We start from the raw sequence: 16,479 nt of genomic DNA on the forward strand, positions 1-16,479 counted from the left end.
TGGTCTCATCGCGGCAATAATCCGGGGTGTGGAGGAGCTACTGACGTCCCTGATCGCACTGTCGCCACCCGCCGATCGGCGGCTCAACGCGGCGATGCGGCAGACGTGTGCCGAGACCCTGGGCCTCGCGCCATTGCCCTATGAAGCAGTGTTCGGGCCCGTGTCCGACGCCGAGCCGCTGGTGGCTGAGTTCGCCGAGCAGTTCAGCACCGACGTGTCGGTGATTTCTGTGGCTCAGCGCGGAGAGCTCACTGCAGCGCTGGGCGCCAACAGTTTTCGCATCGTGGCGTTGATGTACGTCGCGGACTTCGTGCCGCGAGTGCGGGCCGGATTTGCGGCGCTCGGGCTGCCGCCGATCGCCGATCCCGACGGCTGGGACCACGACACTGACCCGGTGGACCTGCTGTTGAACCGCTTCGCAAGTTCGGTAGGGGCGCGTCGCGAACTCGATCCGGTGATGACCGAGGTGGTGCGACTGCGCGGCGCGGCCGCGCACAACTGCCGGCTGTGCAAGTCGCTGCGCGAGGGCACAGCATTGGATGCCGGCGGCAATGAGTCGCTGTACTCGGAGATCGAGCTGTACGAGTCGTCGACGCTGCTCGACGAGAGGCAGAAAGCCGCGCTGCGCTACGTCGACGCCCTGGTGTGGACGCCGTCGCGGATACCGGCCGACGTTGCCGCGGGCGTACGGGCGCACTTCTCCGACGCGGAGGCCACCGAGATCACCCTCGACGTGATGCGCAACGGCATCAACAAGATTGCCGTCGCGTTGGGTGGGGACGCGCCGCGGGTCAGCGAGGGCACCGAGCGCTATCTGCTCGGAGCCGACGGGCAGCCGGTGTTCTCCTAGGCGTTCTTCGGGAGCTCTCTGAAAAACTTTGGTCACTTTGTTTGCGCTGGTCACAGTGGGTAACTAGCGTCACATTCGCGGCGGCTTCTTGTCGGTGGTTCGAACTAATGTTCGATGTATGGGGTTGACCGATCCGGCTGTTGTCGAGGAGGCGTACGCCGCCTACGAAGCGGCGCACGCGCGGCTCGCGTCCCTGGATTACAGCGGTCTGGATGTGGCGACGTTGTTGGCGTTGAAGTCGCGCCGCGAGAGGTTGAGGTGTGCGGCCGAGGCGGTGGATCACCGGATCTTGGTTGCGGCGCAGTCTCAGGTCACGGCCCGAGAACTTGGCGCGAAAAACTGGGCCGAGGTGCTGCGTATCCGGCTGCGCCTGGACACCACCGAAGCCAACCGCCAGGTCCGCGACGCCCAGTATTTGGCGCCCCGCACCGGGCTGACCGGCGAACCGTTGCCGCCGCTGTGGGAGTTCGTCGCCGCCGCCCAGGCCGAAGGCGCGCTCAACACCGAGCACGTGAAAGTGATCGGCCAGTTCATCAACAAACTCCCCGGCTGGATCGACCCCGCCACCCGTGGGCAGTTCGAACAGTCCCTCGTTGCCGGGGCGCGGCACCAGACCCCCGAAGAACTGCGCGCCGCCGCCGAGGCGCTGCTGTACCTGCTCGATCAGGACGGGCCGCTGCCCGATGACGCCGAACGCGCCCGCAAACGCAGCTTCCGCATCGGCAAACAACAACCCGACGGCATGTCCAAAGTGGACGGCTGGCTCGACCCCGAAGCACGCGCCACCCTCGAAGCAGTCCACGACAAACTCGGCGCCCCCGGCATGTGCAACCCCGCCGACCCCACACCCTGCCAATCGGGCACCCCCACCCAGGCCCAGATCGACCACGACACCCGCAGCACCGACCAACGCAACCACGACGCCCTGGCCGCCATGGGCCGCATCGCCCTCGGCACCGACCTCGGCGACCACAACGGCCTACCTGTGGCCATCGCGGCCACCTGCACTGTCGCCGAATTGGAGCGCGGCACCGGCCACGCACTGACCCTCACCGGCAGCCGGTTACCGATCCGCGATCTCATCCGCATGGCTGCCCGCGGCGCCGACCACTACCTCGTCGTCTTTGACGACCACACCGAACAACCGCTGTACCTGGGCCGAGCGCGTCGCACCGCCACCGTCGCCCAACGCTTTGCCCTGTTCGCCCGCGACCTGGGCTGCACCAAACCCAACTGCACCGCCCCCGCCTCCCGCTGCCAGGCCCATCACGTCGACACCGACTGGCGCGATGATGGCCCCACCGACATCACCAACCTTGCCCTGGCCTGCGGCCGCGACAACCGCCTCGCCGACACCGGCGGCTGGACCACCACCATGGCCAACGGCCGCGCCCACTGGACCCCACCACCACTACTGGACGTCGGCCAACCCCGAACCAACCACTACTGGCATCCCACGCTCTACCCACCCGAGAGCGGCGATGATGACGGTGAAACAGACAGGCCCGCAAGCTAACTCGGCACCGCGCCACGGCATCCGATGCCGCGACGGCAGTGCCACGTGCGTCGCAACGAGTCGCTCGCCGGTGAGGACGTCAGCCCTTGAAGTAGACGACCTGGTGGGTGCTGGCGAGCAGCGCGCCGTCGCGGGCCCACGCATGCGCACTCTGGTCGAAGTATCCGTCCGAGAAGCGATTTGCGTGCGCACTGCCCAATACGTAGTCCCCGCCGATGCTTTCGAGCTCCTGCCCATTGGCGTGGAAGTACGTGGTGAGTGAGATGGTGCCGGCCGGGAAGAATCCGCCGCGCCGCAGGAAAACCCGGGGATAGAAGATGTCGGACATCGCGGCCAGGGCGGCGAAGTCGAGGCCGCGCTGGTTGGCGTCCCGCACCCACAGCGTCGTCCGCGAGGACTCACTGGGCTCGGCATCCTCTGCCGGGAAAGGGTTTTCGACGAAACGCATGTCGTACTGGCTGACCCATGGCAGGGGAGGGCCGCTGACTTCGAGTCCCTCGGGCCCGGGCGCACTCGGCATGCGTGACTCGTCGTCCGACCAGGTGTCGCGGCGGATGCCGAAAACCATGGTGGCCGTGGTCTTGATGTCGCCGTCCTGGCTGAGTTCGGCGATCCAGTGCTGGTTCGTCCGGTTGGTGCGGGCGGGCTTCAGTGCGATATCGAACTCGCCGTCGGCGATGGGTGCCGCGAAGTTGACCGTGAGTGCCAGCGGTTCACCGATGCGGTCGGGCCGCAGCTCGACTGCATGCAGCAGCGTCGCCGCAGTGATGCCGCCGAAGGGGCCGACCATGTTCGCCCAGTCCGGGTGCGTCTGCCCACGCATGCGCGTGTCATCGACGGGCTGTAGTTCCAGGGCTTGGTCGAACGGATGAGAGTCGGTCACGCTCCACATGATGCCTGGTGGCAGTGCGGTCAAAGAGACGCATCCGCTCAGGGCCGATCAGATGCCCGTTTACACAGAGCCACGATGACAAACGGCGCGGTGCGCAGTCTCGATAGATAGGCGGTGAATTCGCAGAGGAGATCAGTGATGGCTATCCAACACAGCCGCATACAGGTATCGCGTGTCGTGGACGCGAGTGCAGATCTCGTGTTCGCGTTTCTGACCACGCCGGACAACCATGTTGTGCTCGATGCGAGCGGCATGATCCTCAGTGCGGCCGACCATCGCCCCTTCAGCGAATTGGGTGCGGTGTTCGTGATGAACATGCGTGCGGGCAACCGCGTCGAGAACCACGTCATCTGTTACGAGCCCGACCGTGCTGTCGGATGGGCCCCCGCCGAACCCGGCCAGGAACCTGCGGGTCACACCTGGATATGGCGGCTCACGCCGATCGGACCGGAGCGGACACTTGTCACTGAGACATACGACTGGTCGGCATTCCGACACACCGACATGCTGGAGCACCTGCCGGTCATCGGCCGCGCGCAGATGGAAGAGTCGACGGAGCGGCTGGCGGAAGCGCTCTGCCGGCGTGGCATCTCTTAGACCGCAACGCCGATGGCAGCCCATGGGGTGCCCGCCCGTGGCGCCATGCGAACATGGTGGCCGCGATCTTCGCGATGGGGCGGTAGCTCAGTTGGTTAGAGCCGGGGACTCATAATCCCTTGGTCGCGGGTTCGAGCCCCGCCCGCCCTACTCAAAGCCGCTGGGACGGTGGACTCAACGACACCCGCCGCGTCACCCGTGCCGAACTGCCCCGACTATCCGTCGCTTCGACTTCGATCACGGCGATGACGGGTTCGCCTCGTTTCAGTGCGCGAGCGGCCTTGCGCTGCGCGACGGGAGGAATCTCGACAGCAAGCGTGGCTTTGCGCAAGGGCGGCAGGTTCAGCATGGCGGGCCGCAGATGCAGTGTCCGCGGCTGGCGCATCCGGCGCGGGACGTCGATCTCGCCGGTGGCGATGACATCGCAGGGCAGGCCGGCCGAGCGCACTTGCAGAACCACCGAATCGCCAAGTGGCTGATTGCGTTCGCCGCCGAGCCACAGCCGCACGTTCGGCAGCGTCATCCCGCCGACTTCTTCATCGCGACTTAGCCGCGATGCGATGGCAGCGCTGATCAACCTGCTGGTCAGCCCACCTTTGCGACGCGCCACGACGGTAACTTACGCCCGTTGGCAACGCTGCGAAGCCAGAACCGCGACGTCCACCGAGCTGGACATGCCACACAGGCTGATGCCGCAGAATTGGCCTGTGCAGGTAGCGGCGGTGGTGCGGAGAGCGAGTGTCCTCGGCGCTGCCGACCCCGGACGCATCCGGTTGCGCAGCGCGGCGGCGACCACCTTCTCGCTGCTGCTGGCGATCGGCGCGATGCTGGTGTTCACCCGTGCGGCCGGCCAGCCGGTGACGGTCGCGATGCTGGGCGCGGTGGTGGCGATGCAGGCCTCGGCCGCCGTGAAGGACCGAGACCAGCGCAGCCGCAACATCACGACGCTGCTGCTGTTCTTCCCGGCGATCGGCGCCATGGCCTTGGCCGCATTCCTGGTGCCCCACGGGAAGATCGTCGACGTCGGCTTCATCGCTGTTCTCTTCGCCGCGGTGTGGGTGCGGCGGTACGGCCCGCGCGGAAACGCGCTCGGGATGGTCGCCTTCATCTCGTACTTCTTCGTCATGTTCCTGCGGACCCCGGTGCATCAGATTCCGGTGTTGGCAGTGGCCGTTGCGGTGGGCATCGTGTCGTCACTGTTGGTGCACGTGCTGCTGTTTCCCGAACGGCCACGTGTCGAGGCACGTCGCCTCCTGTCGGCACTGCGTGCCGCGTCGCTTTCGACACTGGATGTCGCCACCCGGCGCGGCGAGGTGAGTGTTGAGGTCGCCCGGCACCAACTCGACCAACTCGGTGAGACGGCGCTGCTCATCGACGACTGGCTCGATCGGCACGAGGCCGCCAAATCACTGAGCGTCACCAGTAAGGACCTGGCGCTGCGGGTTTTCGAGGCGCAGATCATGCTGGAGCAGGCGGCGTCGTTCCTGTGGTGGCTGGACCAGGACGAGCCGTGGCCCGACGGCCTGGTTGATGCGGTCGCGGCGCTGCGGATCTGCCTGGACAACAACCCCACCGACGAACAGTTGCGGCAGGCCCGGCGGATGGGTGCCGCAGCGGCGGACAAGGCTGACCTTTCGACCTCGGCGGGCGTCGCGACCGTCACGGCGTACCGGGCGATGCAGGCGCACTTGGCAATTCACCACATCACCACCAACGCCCGCGGCATCAGCGACGACGATATCGCCGCCGCCGAGACCGACGGCGACGACGACCACGACACGCCTCAGGGGCTCAATCCCAGCACCAAGGCCGCGATTCAGGTCGCGGTGGCGACCAGTGCCGCAACGGTTCTGGGCAATCTGATCTCGCCCGATCGCGGATATTGGGCGGTGCTGACGGCCTTCCTGGTGTTCACGGGCGTCTCGACGCGCGGCGAGATCCTTTCGCGTGCCGGTCATCGCATCGTCGGCACCATCGCCGGGGTGGTGGCGGGCGTGCTGCTCGCCGCGGAGATCGGGCGGAACCCGGCGCTGCAGATCGTCGTCCTCGTGGTCTGCGTGTTCTTCGCGTTCTACCTGGCAACCGTCGCCTACTTCTGGTTGACCTTCTTCGTGACGGTCCTGCTGGCGATGTTGTATGGCCTCCTCGGCAATTTCAGTGCCCAGGTGCTAGAGGTGCGCATCGCGGAAACAGCAGTGGGAAGCCTGGTGGGTATCGCGTCCGCGTACTTCGTCTTCTCCACCAAGACCCGCGCCACGTTCGCCGAAAAGGTCACCGATTACCTCGACCAGATGGAGCGGGTGATCGACACCGCGGTGACGGCGGTACTGACCGCCGGCGATGCCGGCGATCTGGTTGTCGACACCCGCCGGATGGACAACTCGTTGAAGGCAGCCATCACTGCCGGCAAACCGCTCCAGATGGGCCCGGTTTCGGAACTGCGGCACGGGGTGCGGCGGCTGATGCGCGGATTGCAGGTCGCCAACCGTTCGGCGCATGCCCTGGCGCGTGCCGGGGTGACCGCGTCGCATGCCGGGCAGCCTCCCGATGGCGCCGACGACGCGTTGCATCAGGCCGCCGCACGCGCCGATGAAGCGATAGCGCGGGTGCGGAGACTGATCGCCGGCGAAGACGTCGGAGCTGAGAAGCGAAGCGACGCAGCCGTATTCGATGTCGGTCTACCGGAGATGCGGCCGGGCCCGGTGCGTGCGTCGGTGCGTGCGCTCAACATGCTGGATCGGGCGCTGACCGAGGTCACCAGCAGGGTCTGAGTCATGCGTAGGGCCTCCGAGAATCGGGGCTGCCGTTTACGCATCTGAAAGCGGGGAATGCCGGTCGATGAGAGGAGTCGATCGATGTCACTGCGAACCCTGGGCAGGCACGCGTCAGCGCACGTCATCCGCTCCGTCGCGATCGAGGCGCCCGACGGGGTACCGCCGGTGGACGTGCTGGAACAGCTGATCGGCGATGCGCGAATCGTCCTCATCGGGGAGGCGTCACACGGAACGCATGAGTTCTACGCCGCACGTGCCGCGATCACGCGGTGGCTCATCCGGCAGAAGGGATTCTGCGCCGTTGCGGCCGAGGCGGATTGGCCGGACTCCTACCGGGTGAACAGGTTCGTTCGTGGACTGGGCGACGATCGGTCCGCGGATCAGGCGCTGAGTGGGTTCGAACGATTTCCGGCCTGGATGTGGCGCAACATCGTGGTCCGGGATTTCGTCGATTGGCTGCGCCGCTGCAACACCGAATTCGCCGATCGCAGCGGCAGGCCGGCCGGTTTCTACGGCTTGGACCTCTACAGCATGCACCGCTCCATGAGTGAGGTCATCGCGTATCTCGACAAGGTTGATCCGCGAGCCGCGGGGAGGGCCCGCGAGCGCTACGCCTGCTTCGACCATGTCGCGTCGGCCGAAGACGGTCAGGAATACGGCTATGCCGCGGCCTTCGGCGCGGGACGGACGTGTGAACGCCAGGCGATCGAACAGCTCTTGGATATGCAGCGCAACGCGGCGGATATCGCCAATCAGGACGGCCTGCTCGGTGAGGACGAGGCGTTCTACGCCGAACAGAACGCGCAGGCCGTTCGTGACGCCGAAGAGTATTACCGCACGATGTTCGGTGGCCGGGTTTCGTCATGGAATCTGCGCGACGAACACATGGCTCGCACGTTGAGCGCGTTGCTGGACCACCTGGACCGCGACGGCGCCAAAGACTCAAAAGTCGTTGTCTGGGCGCATAATTCGCATGTCGGTGACGCTCGCGCGACGGAGGTGGGTCGTGATGGAGAGCTCACGCTCGGCCAGTTGGTCCGGGAACGGTATGGCCGTGAATGCCGGTTGATCGGCTTCAGTACCTACGCAGGCACCGTGACCGCGGCGAGCAGGTGGGGTGGCGTCGCCCAACGCAAGGCGGTCCGGCCTGCACTCAGCGGCAGTGTCGAGGAGCTCTTGCACGCAGTGGGTGGCCCGTCATTCTTCGTATCGCCCCTGCTCACTCGCCAAGCCGCCGAACCGCTTTCGGTCGCGCGCCTGAGCCGCGCCATCGGCGTCATCTACCGCCCCGAGACGGAACGGCAGAGCCACTACTACCACGTGCGTGCCGCCGATCAGTACGACGCGATGATCCACATCGACCGGACCCGGGCGCTGGAACCACTCGAGCCGACCAGCGTCTGGCACGAAGGGGAAACGCCGGAGACGTATCCGAGTGGGCTCTGAACCGCTCGCCTCAGCGTGAGGTCGATGCCGCGCCTACGGGAGGGAGCGGACGACCGTCAGCCGTGCAGTCCGTTCTTGATGGCCAGGGCCTGTTTCTGGCCGACGTCGAGCACGAAGTCGGACGGCGGGGTGGCGTCCTTCGGTCCGTCGAATTCGAGGGTGACGAATGCGCGGCCTTCGGTGAACAGCACGACGGTCACTGATTTGGAGTCGTCTGGCGAGTTCCCCGACACCGAAATGCCGCCGCTACCAACCTCGATCGGCGTGGGGGTACCGCCGACCACGCTGCCCCCGAGCGTGGCTTTGGCTGCCTCGAGCGCCGCGGTGGCGGCGGCCGGGTCCGGCAGGATCAGGATGGTGTCGCCGACGACGTGGGTGCGGTCGGCGTTGCCGAACGACGTTGCGACACCGGGTTTACCGCCCGGGTCCGGTACGGGCGGGGTTGCGATGAATTCCTCGGGTGCGACGAGGTCGGTAGCCTTGATCAGCAGCGCCGAGTAGTCGACGGGCTGGGCCGGAGTGGAGGCGGTCGTCGACGTGGCGGCGCTCGACGACGTCGCCGACTTCGACGCGGCGGGTGGCGCAGAATCCTTGCTGCATCCGGTGATCGTCACGATCACCGCCGCGCTGACCGCAACCGCGCCGCCGGCCACCCTCATGCGAGAGCTCATCGGTTTCACTCCTCTCCGGCCCCCGCCGTCAGTTCAGCGGACCGTCCGGCATCGGGGCGTTGCAGCGCGCGCGGAAGTCGGCCGCAGGCTGGCGGATACCCTCGATGTCGGTCTTCACCTGCGGGTTCGCATCCATGTACGCGGTGATATCGGTCCGCATCTGATCCCGAGTCTTGCCCTTGAGACCCGTGAAGAACGCATTCACATCGGGGTGCGTGAACAGGTACGACGCGGTTGCGGCGTTCACGCCGGACATCACGTTCGCGAGGTCGCCGGCAGTGCAGTCCGGCGGGTCGGCAATGGCGGTCGTGGCTGTGCCGATGAACGTCGCACCGGCGATCAGGCCGGCACCGATGATGTTGCGGATTCTCATGTTTGGTTGCTCCTCGAGGTTGTCGAAATAAAGGGATCAGCGACGCGGACCGATACCGCCACCGCCGCCGGGGCGCAGCGGCGGGCGCGGGGGCAGGGGCACGATGACGTCCACGCCCCAGCCGTCGTCGCAATACCAGGGATCAGCGCAGTACGACGGGTAGGCCGCGCTGGGCGGCGTGGGGCCGCCGCCACGAACGTCACCCTGTGCGCACACGGTGGCGTATCCGGCGCCGGTGCAGTCGGCCGAGGCCGGCGCTGCCGCACTGAGGCCGATGGGCACAAACGTGAGCGCCAGACCCAGACTCAGGGAGCGCTGCTTCAGTCGCATGGTCTTCTTCCTTCGAACGGCTGGCTCGCGGTGGTCGGCACGGTGCCGGTGCGCGGAACCGGTGTCGGCTGAGCATAATTGGGCGTTGCCGCTCAAGAAGCGGTTGCGCGATTATTGCGTTGTTTAGGCTGTGTTAATCCTTGGTGCGGTTTGCTGAGCGGCCGGGCCACAATCGCCGAGCGAAGCATGGCGGCGGTGGTACCGTCCGTCCCGTCGAGTATGCGTGACGAAGGGGTCAATATGAGCGAGAACAGCCAGGATTGGACCAAACCGGCGGCCATGGCGATCCCCAAGGAGGGCTACTTCGAGGAGGTGCGGGGCCGCTACGGCCCGGTGTTCCCGAAGACGCCGGCCTGCTACGGCTTCTCAATCATCGCGAAGGTGAAAGAGGGCCGCGAGGAAACGGTCAGGGCGTACGGCAAGACCATCGAGGAGACCATCAAGGCGAGCCCGGACGCGTTGGCGCCGCTGCGCTTGCACTACCTGCGCTGGAACCTCTTCGACGTGGGCTCGGGTCTGCACTTTCAGTACATGGGCATCTTCGACACCGATTTCGACAAGTACACCGAGGACGCGGTGGCACTGTTCAGCGCGACCGGCATCACGACGGTGTTCACCAATCTCGAAGGCTTCCCCGAGGATTGGAAGACCAACACCGAGGCGTTCATCAAATTCGTCCGGGACCACCAACAGCCGAGCTTCCTGGAGTACGGCGAGTACCCCTACGTGACCGCGGACGAGATCAAGAAGGCGTTGCGGCTCAAGGCGGCGTTCTCGACGATGCTCGATCAGATGCAATGACCGATACCCCACTGGGTGCGGTCCGTGCCTACATCGATGCGTTCAACGCCAACGATCCGGATGCGATGTCGGCTGCCTTCGCTCCCGATGGGGCGATCCTCGATGGCATGACTCCGCACCTGTGGGTGGGTCCGACCGCGGCGAAGGACTGGCATCGCGATGTCGTCGCCGAAGGAGCCCACCTCGGAGCCGCGAACTACCGGGTCACCCTCGGCGACCCGCTGCACGACGAGACTTCCGGCGACAGTGCGTATGTGGTGGCCCCGGCAACCATGACGTTCGACCTCAACGGCGTCCCCGTGACCCAGACGGGAGCGGTGTTCACCGTGGCGCTGCGCCGACTTCCGGACGGCTGGCGAGTCGCGGCATGGGCTTGGGCGAAGGGGCAGCGCACACCGTGACGGGCACTCCCAACCTGGAATTCGACGATATTCAGCACATCCTGCTGACCCGGACCCCTGCGCTGACCGGGCGCTACGAGCTCCTGACGTTCGACACCCCTGAAGGTGGCCGGGCATGGCTGGCAGAGATGCAGGACAAGGTGCAGTCGGCGACCGACGCCAAGGCCACGATGGACGAGTCCGATCGTTGGGTCACGTTGGCGTTCACGTGGAATGGCCTGCGCGCGTTGGGCGTGCCCGAGGAGTCATTGGCGACGTTTCCCGATGCGTTTCGGGAGGGTATGGCATCGCGGGCCGCCATCCTCGGTGACGTCGGGCCCGCGGCACCGGAGCACTGGGTCGGCGGGTTGGCCGGTGACGACCTGCACGCCATCGCAATCCTGTTCTCCCGCACGGACGAACAGAATGCGAAGTCCATCGCGGCGCATGACGACCTGCTCGCGCGGACCGACGGCGTGCGCAGCCTGTCGTATCTGGATCTCAATGCCACGCCGCCGTTCAACTACGCCCACGACCACTTCGGATTCCGGGACCGGTTGTCGCAGCCGGTCATGAAGGGGTCGGGGGAGGAGCCGACGCCAGGCTCGGGCGACCCGTTGGCGCCCGGGGAGTTCATTCTCGGGTACGACGACGAGAACGGGCCGGTGGTGGATCTGCCTCAGCCCGAGGTGCTTTCGCGCAACGGCAGCTACATGGCGTACCGCAGGCTCGAGGAGCACGTCGCCGTCTTTCGCGAGTACCTGCGCCAGAACGCGGACAGCCCGGAAGGTGAAGAGCTGCTGGCCGCCAAGTTCATGGGCCGGTGGCGCAGCGGCGCCCCGCTGGTGCTGGCTCCGGACAAGGACGACCCCGAGTTGGGCGCGGATCCGATGCGCAACAACGACTTCAACTACAAGGAAGAGGATCCGTTCGGTTACGCGTGTCCGTTGGGGGCGCACGCACGGCGGCTCAATCCGCGCGATACCGCGCACTACATGAATCGCCGCCGGATGATCCGGCGCGGCGCGACGTACGGTCCGGCACTGCCCGACGGAGCACCGGACGACGGTGTCGACCGCGGTATCGCGGCCTTCATCATCTGCGCGGATCTGGTGCGCCAGTTCGAGTTTGCGCAGAACGTCTGGATCAACGACAAGGCGTTTCACGAACTCGGCAACGAGCATGATCCGATATGCGGTACGCAGGACGGCACGCTCGACTTCACCGTCCCGAAACGGCCGATTCGCAAGGTGCACAAGGGACTTCCGGCCTTCACCACATTGAAGGGCGGCGGCTACTTCTTCCTGCCGGGTATCGGCGGCATCCGTTACCTGGCGTCGTTGGGGGACTGAGACTTCTCCGCGGCCGGCGTGGGCCGATGTTGTGCAGCCACGTGGGCCCATGTTTCGCATCCGACGGTCGGGGAACCCATCCAGTGGCGGCTGGATGGCTCGGCCGTCGCGAAACCACGACCGGAAAGAGGAGCTCATGGGTAAGAGCGGTCCGGAAGAAGCTGCCAGGGGTGTCGTCGAAGGCATCAAAGGCAAGGTGAAGACGTTGCTCGGTGCGCTGATCGGCCGCGACGACCTGTTCCGTGAGGGGCAGGCGCAGCAGGACAAGGGCGAGGCGCAGCGCGATGCGGCGAAGCGGGAAGCCGAGGCGGAATCCGCCCGGGCGGCCGCAAAGGCGGCAGAGGCGCGGGAGCGCGCGAACCAGCAGGATCAGTAGTTGGCGCTACATCGGAGAGGCGCGCGTATGACTTCATTCGGCTACACCTTGATGACTGAACAATGCGGCCCGAAAGAGCTTGTCAGACATGCTGTTCGGGCCGAGGAAGTGGGCTTCGACTTCGAAGTCTGCAGTGACCACTACTCGCCGTGGCTGGTCTCGCAGGGGCATGCGCCGAACGCCTGGGTGGTGCTCGGTGCCGTTGCGCATGCGACCAGCCGGGTGGAGCTCTGTTCCTACGTCACGTGTCCGACGATGCGGTACCACCCGACCGTCGTCGCACAACAGGCGGCGACCGCACAGATTCTCGCGGACGGCAGGTTCCTCCTCGGGCTGGGCACCGGCGAGAACCTCAACGAACACGTGGCGGGTCAGGGCTGGCCGGCCTACGAGCGCCGGCTCGACATGCTGTGCGAGGCGACCAAGATCATCCGCCAGCTCCTCGACGGCGCGGTCGTCAACCACAAGGGTGAGTACTTCCAGGTCGACTCCGCGCGACTGTGGGATCTGCCGGCCGATCCCGTCCCGATCGGCATCTCGATGACAGGGGAGAAGGCGGTCGGGCGGTTGGCTGACTTCGCCGACTTCATGATCGACGTGTCACCTGACAAACCGATCGTCGACCAGTGGATCCATGAGCGTCGGGTGCAGGGCCTGGAGACGACGGGACGCGCGGTGGCGCAGTTGCCGATCTGCTGGGACCGCGATCGCGACAAGGCAGTGGCGCGTGCGCACGAACAGTTCCGGTGGTTCGGCGGTGGCTGGCCGACGAACGCGGAATTGCCCAACCCCAAGGCTTTTGATGCCGCGACGCGGTTCGTGCGACCGGAGGACGTGGCAGAGCAGATTCCCTGTGGCCCGGACATCGACGCCGTCGTTGAGGCCGTCAGCGCCTACCGGGACGCCGGCTTCACCGATATCGCACTCGTGCAGATCGGCGGAGATTCCCAGGACAGCTTCTTCGATGAGGCGGCCCCGGCGCTGTTGGCGGCACTGCGCGCCGACGCCGCCTGACGGGCGTCGTGTCGCGGAGCGCGGCACGGTCTCACGACGATTGCGCGCGACACGCGCACGGCACGCCAACGTGCGCGACATGTGATGCAGCCGTATCCAAAATGTGACGCGTGTAGACCAGTGTGATCAGAGTGGCCGGAGGGCAGTCAGGCCATTCAGTTCGTGGTTGGGAGCGTCCAATGATGTCTACAGCTCGCAAGGTGGAACGCATCGTCGCGCAGGTCACCGCCGCCGTCACCCGTCGTCCGTCCGACGACCAGGCCTACCGGGCCGAGATGGAGCGCTTGGTCACCGAGCAGGAACTCGCGATGCTGACCAGCAGGTAGTTCTCCTGGCCGTCAGCGGAAGACGCTGAGCAGCGTCCGGCACAGGAACGGCAGGTTCGACAGCGGGATGAACTGCACGAGAGTGCGGCACACGTTGGGCGCTTGAGCCTGTCCAGCCGCGCTACCGCATACCGGCCATGCGCCGATTCCCTGTGTCTTCATGACATTTCGGGCCACGCGGATCTGTTCTCCGCGGCTGGCCGCCGCCGGTGAGCCGGTGCCGCCGTTGGCGGTCCAGGTGCCGGGGCTGAATTGGAGCCCGCCGTAGTAGCCGTTGCCGGTATTGGCCGACCAGTTGCCCCCCGATTCGCACTGGGCGATGGCGTCCCAGTTGGGTTCGGCGTTTGCCTCGGAGATCGCCAACGACAGTTGGGAGATCGCGAGGACGCCGGAGATGGCGACCGCACGAACAAATAGGTGCCCGCTCATACCCACCTCGATCCTGTTGTGCGAACGGCCTGATTCCGCTCGCAAAAATGGTTCGCAATTGACGCATGGTGCTGTCTATACAGACGTTAAACCTGATAATCAGCTGTGCTAATGGGGTAATTGTTATTCTTCGAGTAATTTTAGTGTTTCTGCATATTTCTGATGCAGAAGCGACGGCGCTGACTGTTGTTACTGGGCGTGTCGCTGCAGGTCAGTGAGTTGTTACGTGAGTAGTGTTTACCGTGTGGTTATAGGCACTACTGGGGCCTGTGATTCTTTTGTTATTAGTGATTCAATCGCGCTCAGTGATGCAATTGTTATTGAAGTGATCTGAGTTACTAATCCACATTAGAGTTTCCTATGTGACAGCTGTGACTGCTGTTACTAGAGTGAATTGGACCGTCTGGCATTCGTTCGGAATGGTCCTGGCGTCCCGAATCGGCCGGGCGCAAACTGGTCACAAGGCGGAAACCGGCATGGCGACGAATGCCCGAGCAATGACGAGTGCAATGAACGCGATGAACAAGACAGCGCGGCTGGCCGCCGGACTGTCGGCGGCTCTCTGTGCCGGATTCCTCACGGCGCCGACCGCGACCGCCGACCAGCCGGCCACCTGCCAGAGCCGGCACGTCGACGGCGTCGAGGAGGACGTCTGCGTCGGCATTCCGGGACAGGCCGGCGGCGCCAACCCGCGCGACCTCTTTCCGGGCGTCGTGCCCGAGCTGTATTTCGGCGTGGGGATCGGCTAGCCCGAAGCTCACGAGCCTCATGCGGTCAGCACAGCCGGCGCACAGCTACCGCCACCATCATCGAATTCTGTGACGACGACGCTCCTTGCCGACGCCTCCGGCGGCCCCGCCGCCCCGACTCTTCCGCCCGTTGTCGCCCCCAATCACCACGGACTGTCCCTGCTCTACGGCTGGCTGCCGGTGACCATCCAGGTGATCGCCGCGATCGTGCTGCTCGTCGCCATCGGCTGGCGGGGCCGGCGGTGGCGCTACCTGTGGCTGCCGGTCTGCGCCATTCTCGGCATCGCGGCCGCCGCATGGGCGAACTGGTTCACCACATCGCAAGGCCTGGCGGGGAACCCGGCGCCGCCGGCCCTGTGGATCTGGGTGGGCCTGTCGGGCCTGGCGCTGGGCGTGCTGATACTCGGCTGGCGCGGCACCCCGTGGTGGCGCCGCGGCGTCGCGGTCCTCGCCGTGCCGCTGTGTGTGCTCAGTACCGGCGTTGCCCTCAACGACTGGGTCGGCTACTTCCCGACGGTGCAGACCGCGTGGGGCGAGCTCACCGCCGGCCCGTTGACCGACGAGACCGAGATGTCCAGCGTCACCTCGATGAAGGCCGCCGGTGTCGTCCCGTCGCACGGCGCGGTGGTCGAGGTGGACATCCCGGACACCGCATCGGGCTTCAAACACCGCACCGAGATCGTCTACCTGCCGCCGGCATGGTTCGCGCGCAACACCCCGCCGCTGCCGGCTGTGATGATGGTCGCCGGCGAGTTCAACACCCCGGCGGACTGGCTGCGCATCGGCAACGTCGCCAGCCTCTTCGACAACTTCGCCGCGACCCACGGCGGCAACGCGCCGGTGTTCGTCTTCGTGGACGCGGGCGGTTCGTTCAACAACGACACCGAGTGCGTCAACGGCCCGCGCGGCAACGTCGCCGACCACCTCACCAAGGACGTCCCGCCCTATATGGAATCGACGTTCGGCGTCAGCGCCACACCCGCCAACTGGGGCGTCGTGGGCTGGTCCATGGGCGGCACCTGCGCGGTGGACCTCTCGGTGATGCACCCCGAGCAGTTCGGCACGTTCGTGGACATCGCCGGGGACATGGGACCCAACGCGGGTACCAAGGAGCAGACCATCGCCCGGCTCTACGGCGGCAGTGAAGCTCAGTGGGCGGCGTTCGATCCGCGCACGGTGATGGCCAAACACGGTCCTTATCAAGGTGTTTCGGGCTGGTTCGCCATCTCGTCGGATGCCCCGACGCAGTGGAAGGGCGCCAAGGCACACCCCGATGCCATCGGCCTCGGCGGCCGCGACGGCGCCGGCAACCCGGGCGACCAGACCGAGGCCGGGAAGACGCTGTGTGCCCAGGGGCGTCAGCTGGGCATCGACTGCGCCGTCGTGGCGCAGCCGGGCAAGCACGACTGGCCGTTCGCGGTGACGGCGTTCCAGACCAGCCTGCCGTGGCTGGCGGGACGCGTCGGCACTCCCGGTGTGCCGGTGACCGGGTTCCCGGCGGGATCGACGACCCCCGCACCGCCCGCCGGCCCGGCCGCGACGATCGCGGCCGGAACAAACCCGGGCAAGTAGACGTCGAATGTAACGCCGAGCCCGTCTAAGT

The 16,479-nt window shown here is 66.1% G+C and carries 18 protein-coding genes, 1 tRNA gene and 1 pseudogene; 14 read left to right on the plus strand and 6 right to left on the minus strand.

The annotated features are described in order from the left end of the window. Positions 1-7: 7 nt before the first annotated feature. Together ACZ5IQ_RS09170 and ACZ5IQ_RS09175 are read left to right on the plus strand one after the other, a co-directional pair. Positions 8-850, plus strand: a complete 843-nt coding sequence (locus ACZ5IQ_RS09170; protein WP_212814887.1) for a carboxymuconolactone decarboxylase family protein — start codon at positions 8-10, stop codon at positions 848-850. A 118-nt stretch (positions 851-968) separates the two neighbouring features. After that, positions 969-2,366 (plus strand): HNH endonuclease signature motif containing protein, encoded by a 1,398-nt coding sequence (locus ACZ5IQ_RS09175; RefSeq protein WP_212812214.1) that lies wholly within the window; start codon positions 969-971, stop codon positions 2,364-2,366. A gap of 79 nt (positions 2,367-2,445) precedes the next feature. On the opposite strand, the gene ACZ5IQ_RS09180 is transcribed toward ACZ5IQ_RS09175, so the two are convergent. Then, positions 2,446-3,249, minus strand: coding sequence for an acyl-CoA thioesterase (locus ACZ5IQ_RS09180; protein ID WP_212812213.1), 804 nt, complete (start codon positions 3,247-3,249; stop codon positions 2,446-2,448). 123 nt (positions 3,250-3,372) lie between these two features. Between ACZ5IQ_RS09180 and ACZ5IQ_RS09185 the strand changes: the two genes are divergently transcribed. Continuing rightward, positions 3,373-3,855, plus strand: a complete 483-nt coding sequence (locus ACZ5IQ_RS09185) for an SRPBCC family protein (RefSeq protein WP_212812212.1) — start codon at positions 3,373-3,375, stop codon at positions 3,853-3,855. Positions 3,856-3,931: 76 nt separating this feature from the next. Next, positions 3,932-4,005: transfer RNA gene (locus ACZ5IQ_RS09190), tRNA-Ile, on the plus strand. Between the two features lies 1 nt (position 4,006). Here the strand turns inward: ACZ5IQ_RS09190 and ACZ5IQ_RS09195 are convergent. Then, positions 4,007-4,378, minus strand: coding sequence for a hypothetical protein (locus tag ACZ5IQ_RS09195; RefSeq protein ID WP_212812211.1), 372 nt, complete (start codon positions 4,376-4,378; stop codon positions 4,007-4,009). A gap of 166 nt (positions 4,379-4,544) precedes the next feature. Here ACZ5IQ_RS09195 and ACZ5IQ_RS09200 point away from each other — a divergent pair, with 166 nt between their 5' ends. Together ACZ5IQ_RS09200 and ACZ5IQ_RS09205 are read left to right on the plus strand one after the other, a co-directional pair. Next, a complete protein-coding gene (locus tag ACZ5IQ_RS09200; protein ID WP_371824561.1) occupies positions 4,545-6,626 on the plus strand; it encodes an FUSC family protein in 2,082 nt (693 codons plus the stop codon). A gap of 117 nt (positions 6,627-6,743) precedes the next feature. Beyond that, a pseudogene (locus ACZ5IQ_RS09205) lies at positions 6,744-8,075 on the plus strand (erythromycin esterase family protein); the annotation flags it as partial. A gap of 56 nt (positions 8,076-8,131) precedes the next feature. On the opposite strand, the gene ACZ5IQ_RS09210 reads toward ACZ5IQ_RS09205, so the two are convergent. The 3 genes from ACZ5IQ_RS09210 to ACZ5IQ_RS09220 are packed head-to-tail and all read right to left on the minus strand — an operon-like array spanning position 8,132 to position 9,449. Then, positions 8,132-8,746: a hypothetical protein gene (locus ACZ5IQ_RS09210; protein ID WP_244872610.1), complete on the minus strand. Its 615-nt coding sequence runs from the start codon at positions 8,744-8,746 to the stop codon at positions 8,132-8,134. Between the two features lie 28 nt (positions 8,747-8,774). Then, complete coding sequence (locus ACZ5IQ_RS09215; protein ID WP_212812209.1) at positions 8,775-9,119, minus strand: heme-binding protein; 345 nt, start codon at positions 9,117-9,119, stop codon at positions 8,775-8,777. 36 nt (positions 9,120-9,155) lie between these two features. Then, a complete protein-coding gene (locus ACZ5IQ_RS09220; protein ID WP_064860199.1) occupies positions 9,156-9,449 on the minus strand; it encodes a hypothetical protein in 294 nt (97 codons plus the stop codon). A gap of 240 nt (positions 9,450-9,689) precedes the next feature. Here ACZ5IQ_RS09220 and ACZ5IQ_RS09225 point away from each other — a divergent pair, with 240 nt between their 5' ends. The 6 genes from ACZ5IQ_RS09225 to ACZ5IQ_RS09250 all read left to right on the plus strand — a co-directional run bounded on the left by ACZ5IQ_RS09225 (position 9,690) and on the right by ACZ5IQ_RS09250 (position 13,698). After that, a complete protein-coding gene (locus tag ACZ5IQ_RS09225) occupies positions 9,690-10,250 on the plus strand; it encodes a hypothetical protein (protein WP_212812208.1) in 561 nt (186 codons plus the stop codon). Further along, positions 10,247-10,651 carry a YybH family protein gene (locus tag ACZ5IQ_RS09230; RefSeq protein WP_212812207.1) on the plus strand — a complete coding sequence of 135 codons (405 nt, stop codon included), beginning with the start codon at positions 10,247-10,249 and terminating at the stop codon, positions 10,649-10,651. Before ACZ5IQ_RS09225 ends, ACZ5IQ_RS09230 begins: the two co-directional genes overlap by 4 nt. Continuing rightward, the gene (locus ACZ5IQ_RS09235) at positions 10,618-11,982 is read left to right on the plus strand and encodes a Dyp-type peroxidase (RefSeq protein ID WP_212812206.1); all 1,365 of its coding nucleotides are present in this window, start codon (positions 10,618-10,620) and stop codon (positions 11,980-11,982) included. The genes ACZ5IQ_RS09230 and ACZ5IQ_RS09235 overlap by 34 nt, the downstream gene beginning before the upstream one ends. Positions 11,983-12,118: 136 nt before the next feature. Then, entirely contained in the window at positions 12,119-12,358 is a 240-nt protein-coding gene (gene mbp1, locus ACZ5IQ_RS09240; protein WP_212812205.1) for a microaggregate-binding protein 1, read from the plus strand. 27 nt (positions 12,359-12,385) lie between these two features. Further along, entirely contained in the window at positions 12,386-13,372 is a 987-nt protein-coding gene (locus tag ACZ5IQ_RS09245) for a TIGR03557 family F420-dependent LLM class oxidoreductase (protein WP_212812204.1), read from the plus strand. Between the two features lie 179 nt (positions 13,373-13,551). Beyond that, positions 13,552-13,698 carry a hypothetical protein gene (locus ACZ5IQ_RS09250; RefSeq protein ID WP_212812203.1) on the plus strand — a complete coding sequence of 49 codons (147 nt, stop codon included), beginning with the start codon at positions 13,552-13,554 and terminating at the stop codon, positions 13,696-13,698. Between the two features lie 12 nt (positions 13,699-13,710). Here ACZ5IQ_RS09250 and ACZ5IQ_RS09255 read toward each other — a convergent pair whose 3' ends face one another. Continuing rightward, a complete protein-coding gene (locus tag ACZ5IQ_RS09255) occupies positions 13,711-14,127 on the minus strand; it encodes a transglycosylase family protein (protein WP_020104397.1) in 417 nt (138 codons plus the stop codon). Between the two features lie 518 nt (positions 14,128-14,645). Between ACZ5IQ_RS09255 and ACZ5IQ_RS09260 the strand changes: the two genes are divergently transcribed. Both ACZ5IQ_RS09260 and ACZ5IQ_RS09265 read left to right on the plus strand, forming a co-directional pair. Then, the gene (locus ACZ5IQ_RS09260; protein WP_212812202.1) at positions 14,646-14,876 is read left to right on the plus strand and encodes a hypothetical protein; all 231 of its coding nucleotides are present in this window, start codon (positions 14,646-14,648) and stop codon (positions 14,874-14,876) included. Positions 14,877-14,945: 69 nt separating this feature from the next. Beyond that, the gene (locus ACZ5IQ_RS09265) at positions 14,946-16,448 is read left to right on the plus strand and encodes an alpha/beta hydrolase (RefSeq protein ID WP_212812201.1); all 1,503 of its coding nucleotides are present in this window, start codon (positions 14,946-14,948) and stop codon (positions 16,446-16,448) included. Positions 16,449-16,479 lie beyond the last annotated feature (31 nt).

The sequence above is a fragment of the Mycobacterium toneyamaense genome, from assembly GCF_055384815.1.

What these genes read in the sequence shown, in the direction of transcription:
- ACZ5IQ_RS09235 (WP_212812206.1), top strand. Translation starts at nt 10,618, where the DNA reads ATGGGCTTGGGCGAAGGGGCAGCGCACACCGTGACGGGCACTCCCAAC.
- ACZ5IQ_RS09255 (WP_020104397.1), bottom strand. Translation starts at nt 14,127, where the DNA reads ATGAGCGGGCACCTATTTGTTCGTGCGGTCGCCATCTCCGGCGTCCTC.
- ACZ5IQ_RS09195 (WP_212812211.1), bottom strand. Translation starts at nt 4,378, where the DNA reads ATGACGCTGCCGAACGTGCGGCTGTGGCTCGGCGGCGAACGCAATCAG.
- ACZ5IQ_RS09245 (WP_212812204.1), top strand. Translation starts at nt 12,386, where the DNA reads ATGACTTCATTCGGCTACACCTTGATGACTGAACAATGCGGCCCGAAA.
- mbp1 (WP_212812205.1), top strand. Translation starts at nt 12,119, where the DNA reads ATGGGTAAGAGCGGTCCGGAAGAAGCTGCCAGGGGTGTCGTCGAAGGC.
- ACZ5IQ_RS09200 (WP_371824561.1), top strand. Translation starts at nt 4,545, where the DNA reads ATGCCGCAGAATTGGCCTGTGCAGGTAGCGGCGGTGGTGCGGAGAGCG.
- ACZ5IQ_RS09220 (WP_064860199.1), bottom strand. Translation starts at nt 9,449, where the DNA reads ATGCGACTGAAGCAGCGCTCCCTGAGTCTGGGTCTGGCGCTCACGTTT.
- ACZ5IQ_RS09215 (WP_212812209.1), bottom strand. Translation starts at nt 9,119, where the DNA reads ATGAGAATCCGCAACATCATCGGTGCCGGCCTGATCGCCGGTGCGACG.
- ACZ5IQ_RS09225 (WP_212812208.1), top strand. Translation starts at nt 9,690, where the DNA reads ATGAGCGAGAACAGCCAGGATTGGACCAAACCGGCGGCCATGGCGATC.
- ACZ5IQ_RS09210 (WP_244872610.1), bottom strand. Translation starts at nt 8,746, where the DNA reads ATGAGCTCTCGCATGAGGGTGGCCGGCGGCGCGGTTGCGGTCAGCGCG.
- ACZ5IQ_RS09260 (WP_212812202.1), top strand. Translation starts at nt 14,646, where the DNA reads ATGAACAAGACAGCGCGGCTGGCCGCCGGACTGTCGGCGGCTCTCTGT.
- ACZ5IQ_RS09250 (WP_212812203.1), top strand. Translation starts at nt 13,552, where the DNA reads ATGATGTCTACAGCTCGCAAGGTGGAACGCATCGTCGCGCAGGTCACC.
- ACZ5IQ_RS09175 (WP_212812214.1), top strand. Translation starts at nt 969, where the DNA reads ATGGGGTTGACCGATCCGGCTGTTGTCGAGGAGGCGTACGCCGCCTAC.
- ACZ5IQ_RS09230 (WP_212812207.1), top strand. Translation starts at nt 10,247, where the DNA reads ATGACCGATACCCCACTGGGTGCGGTCCGTGCCTACATCGATGCGTTC.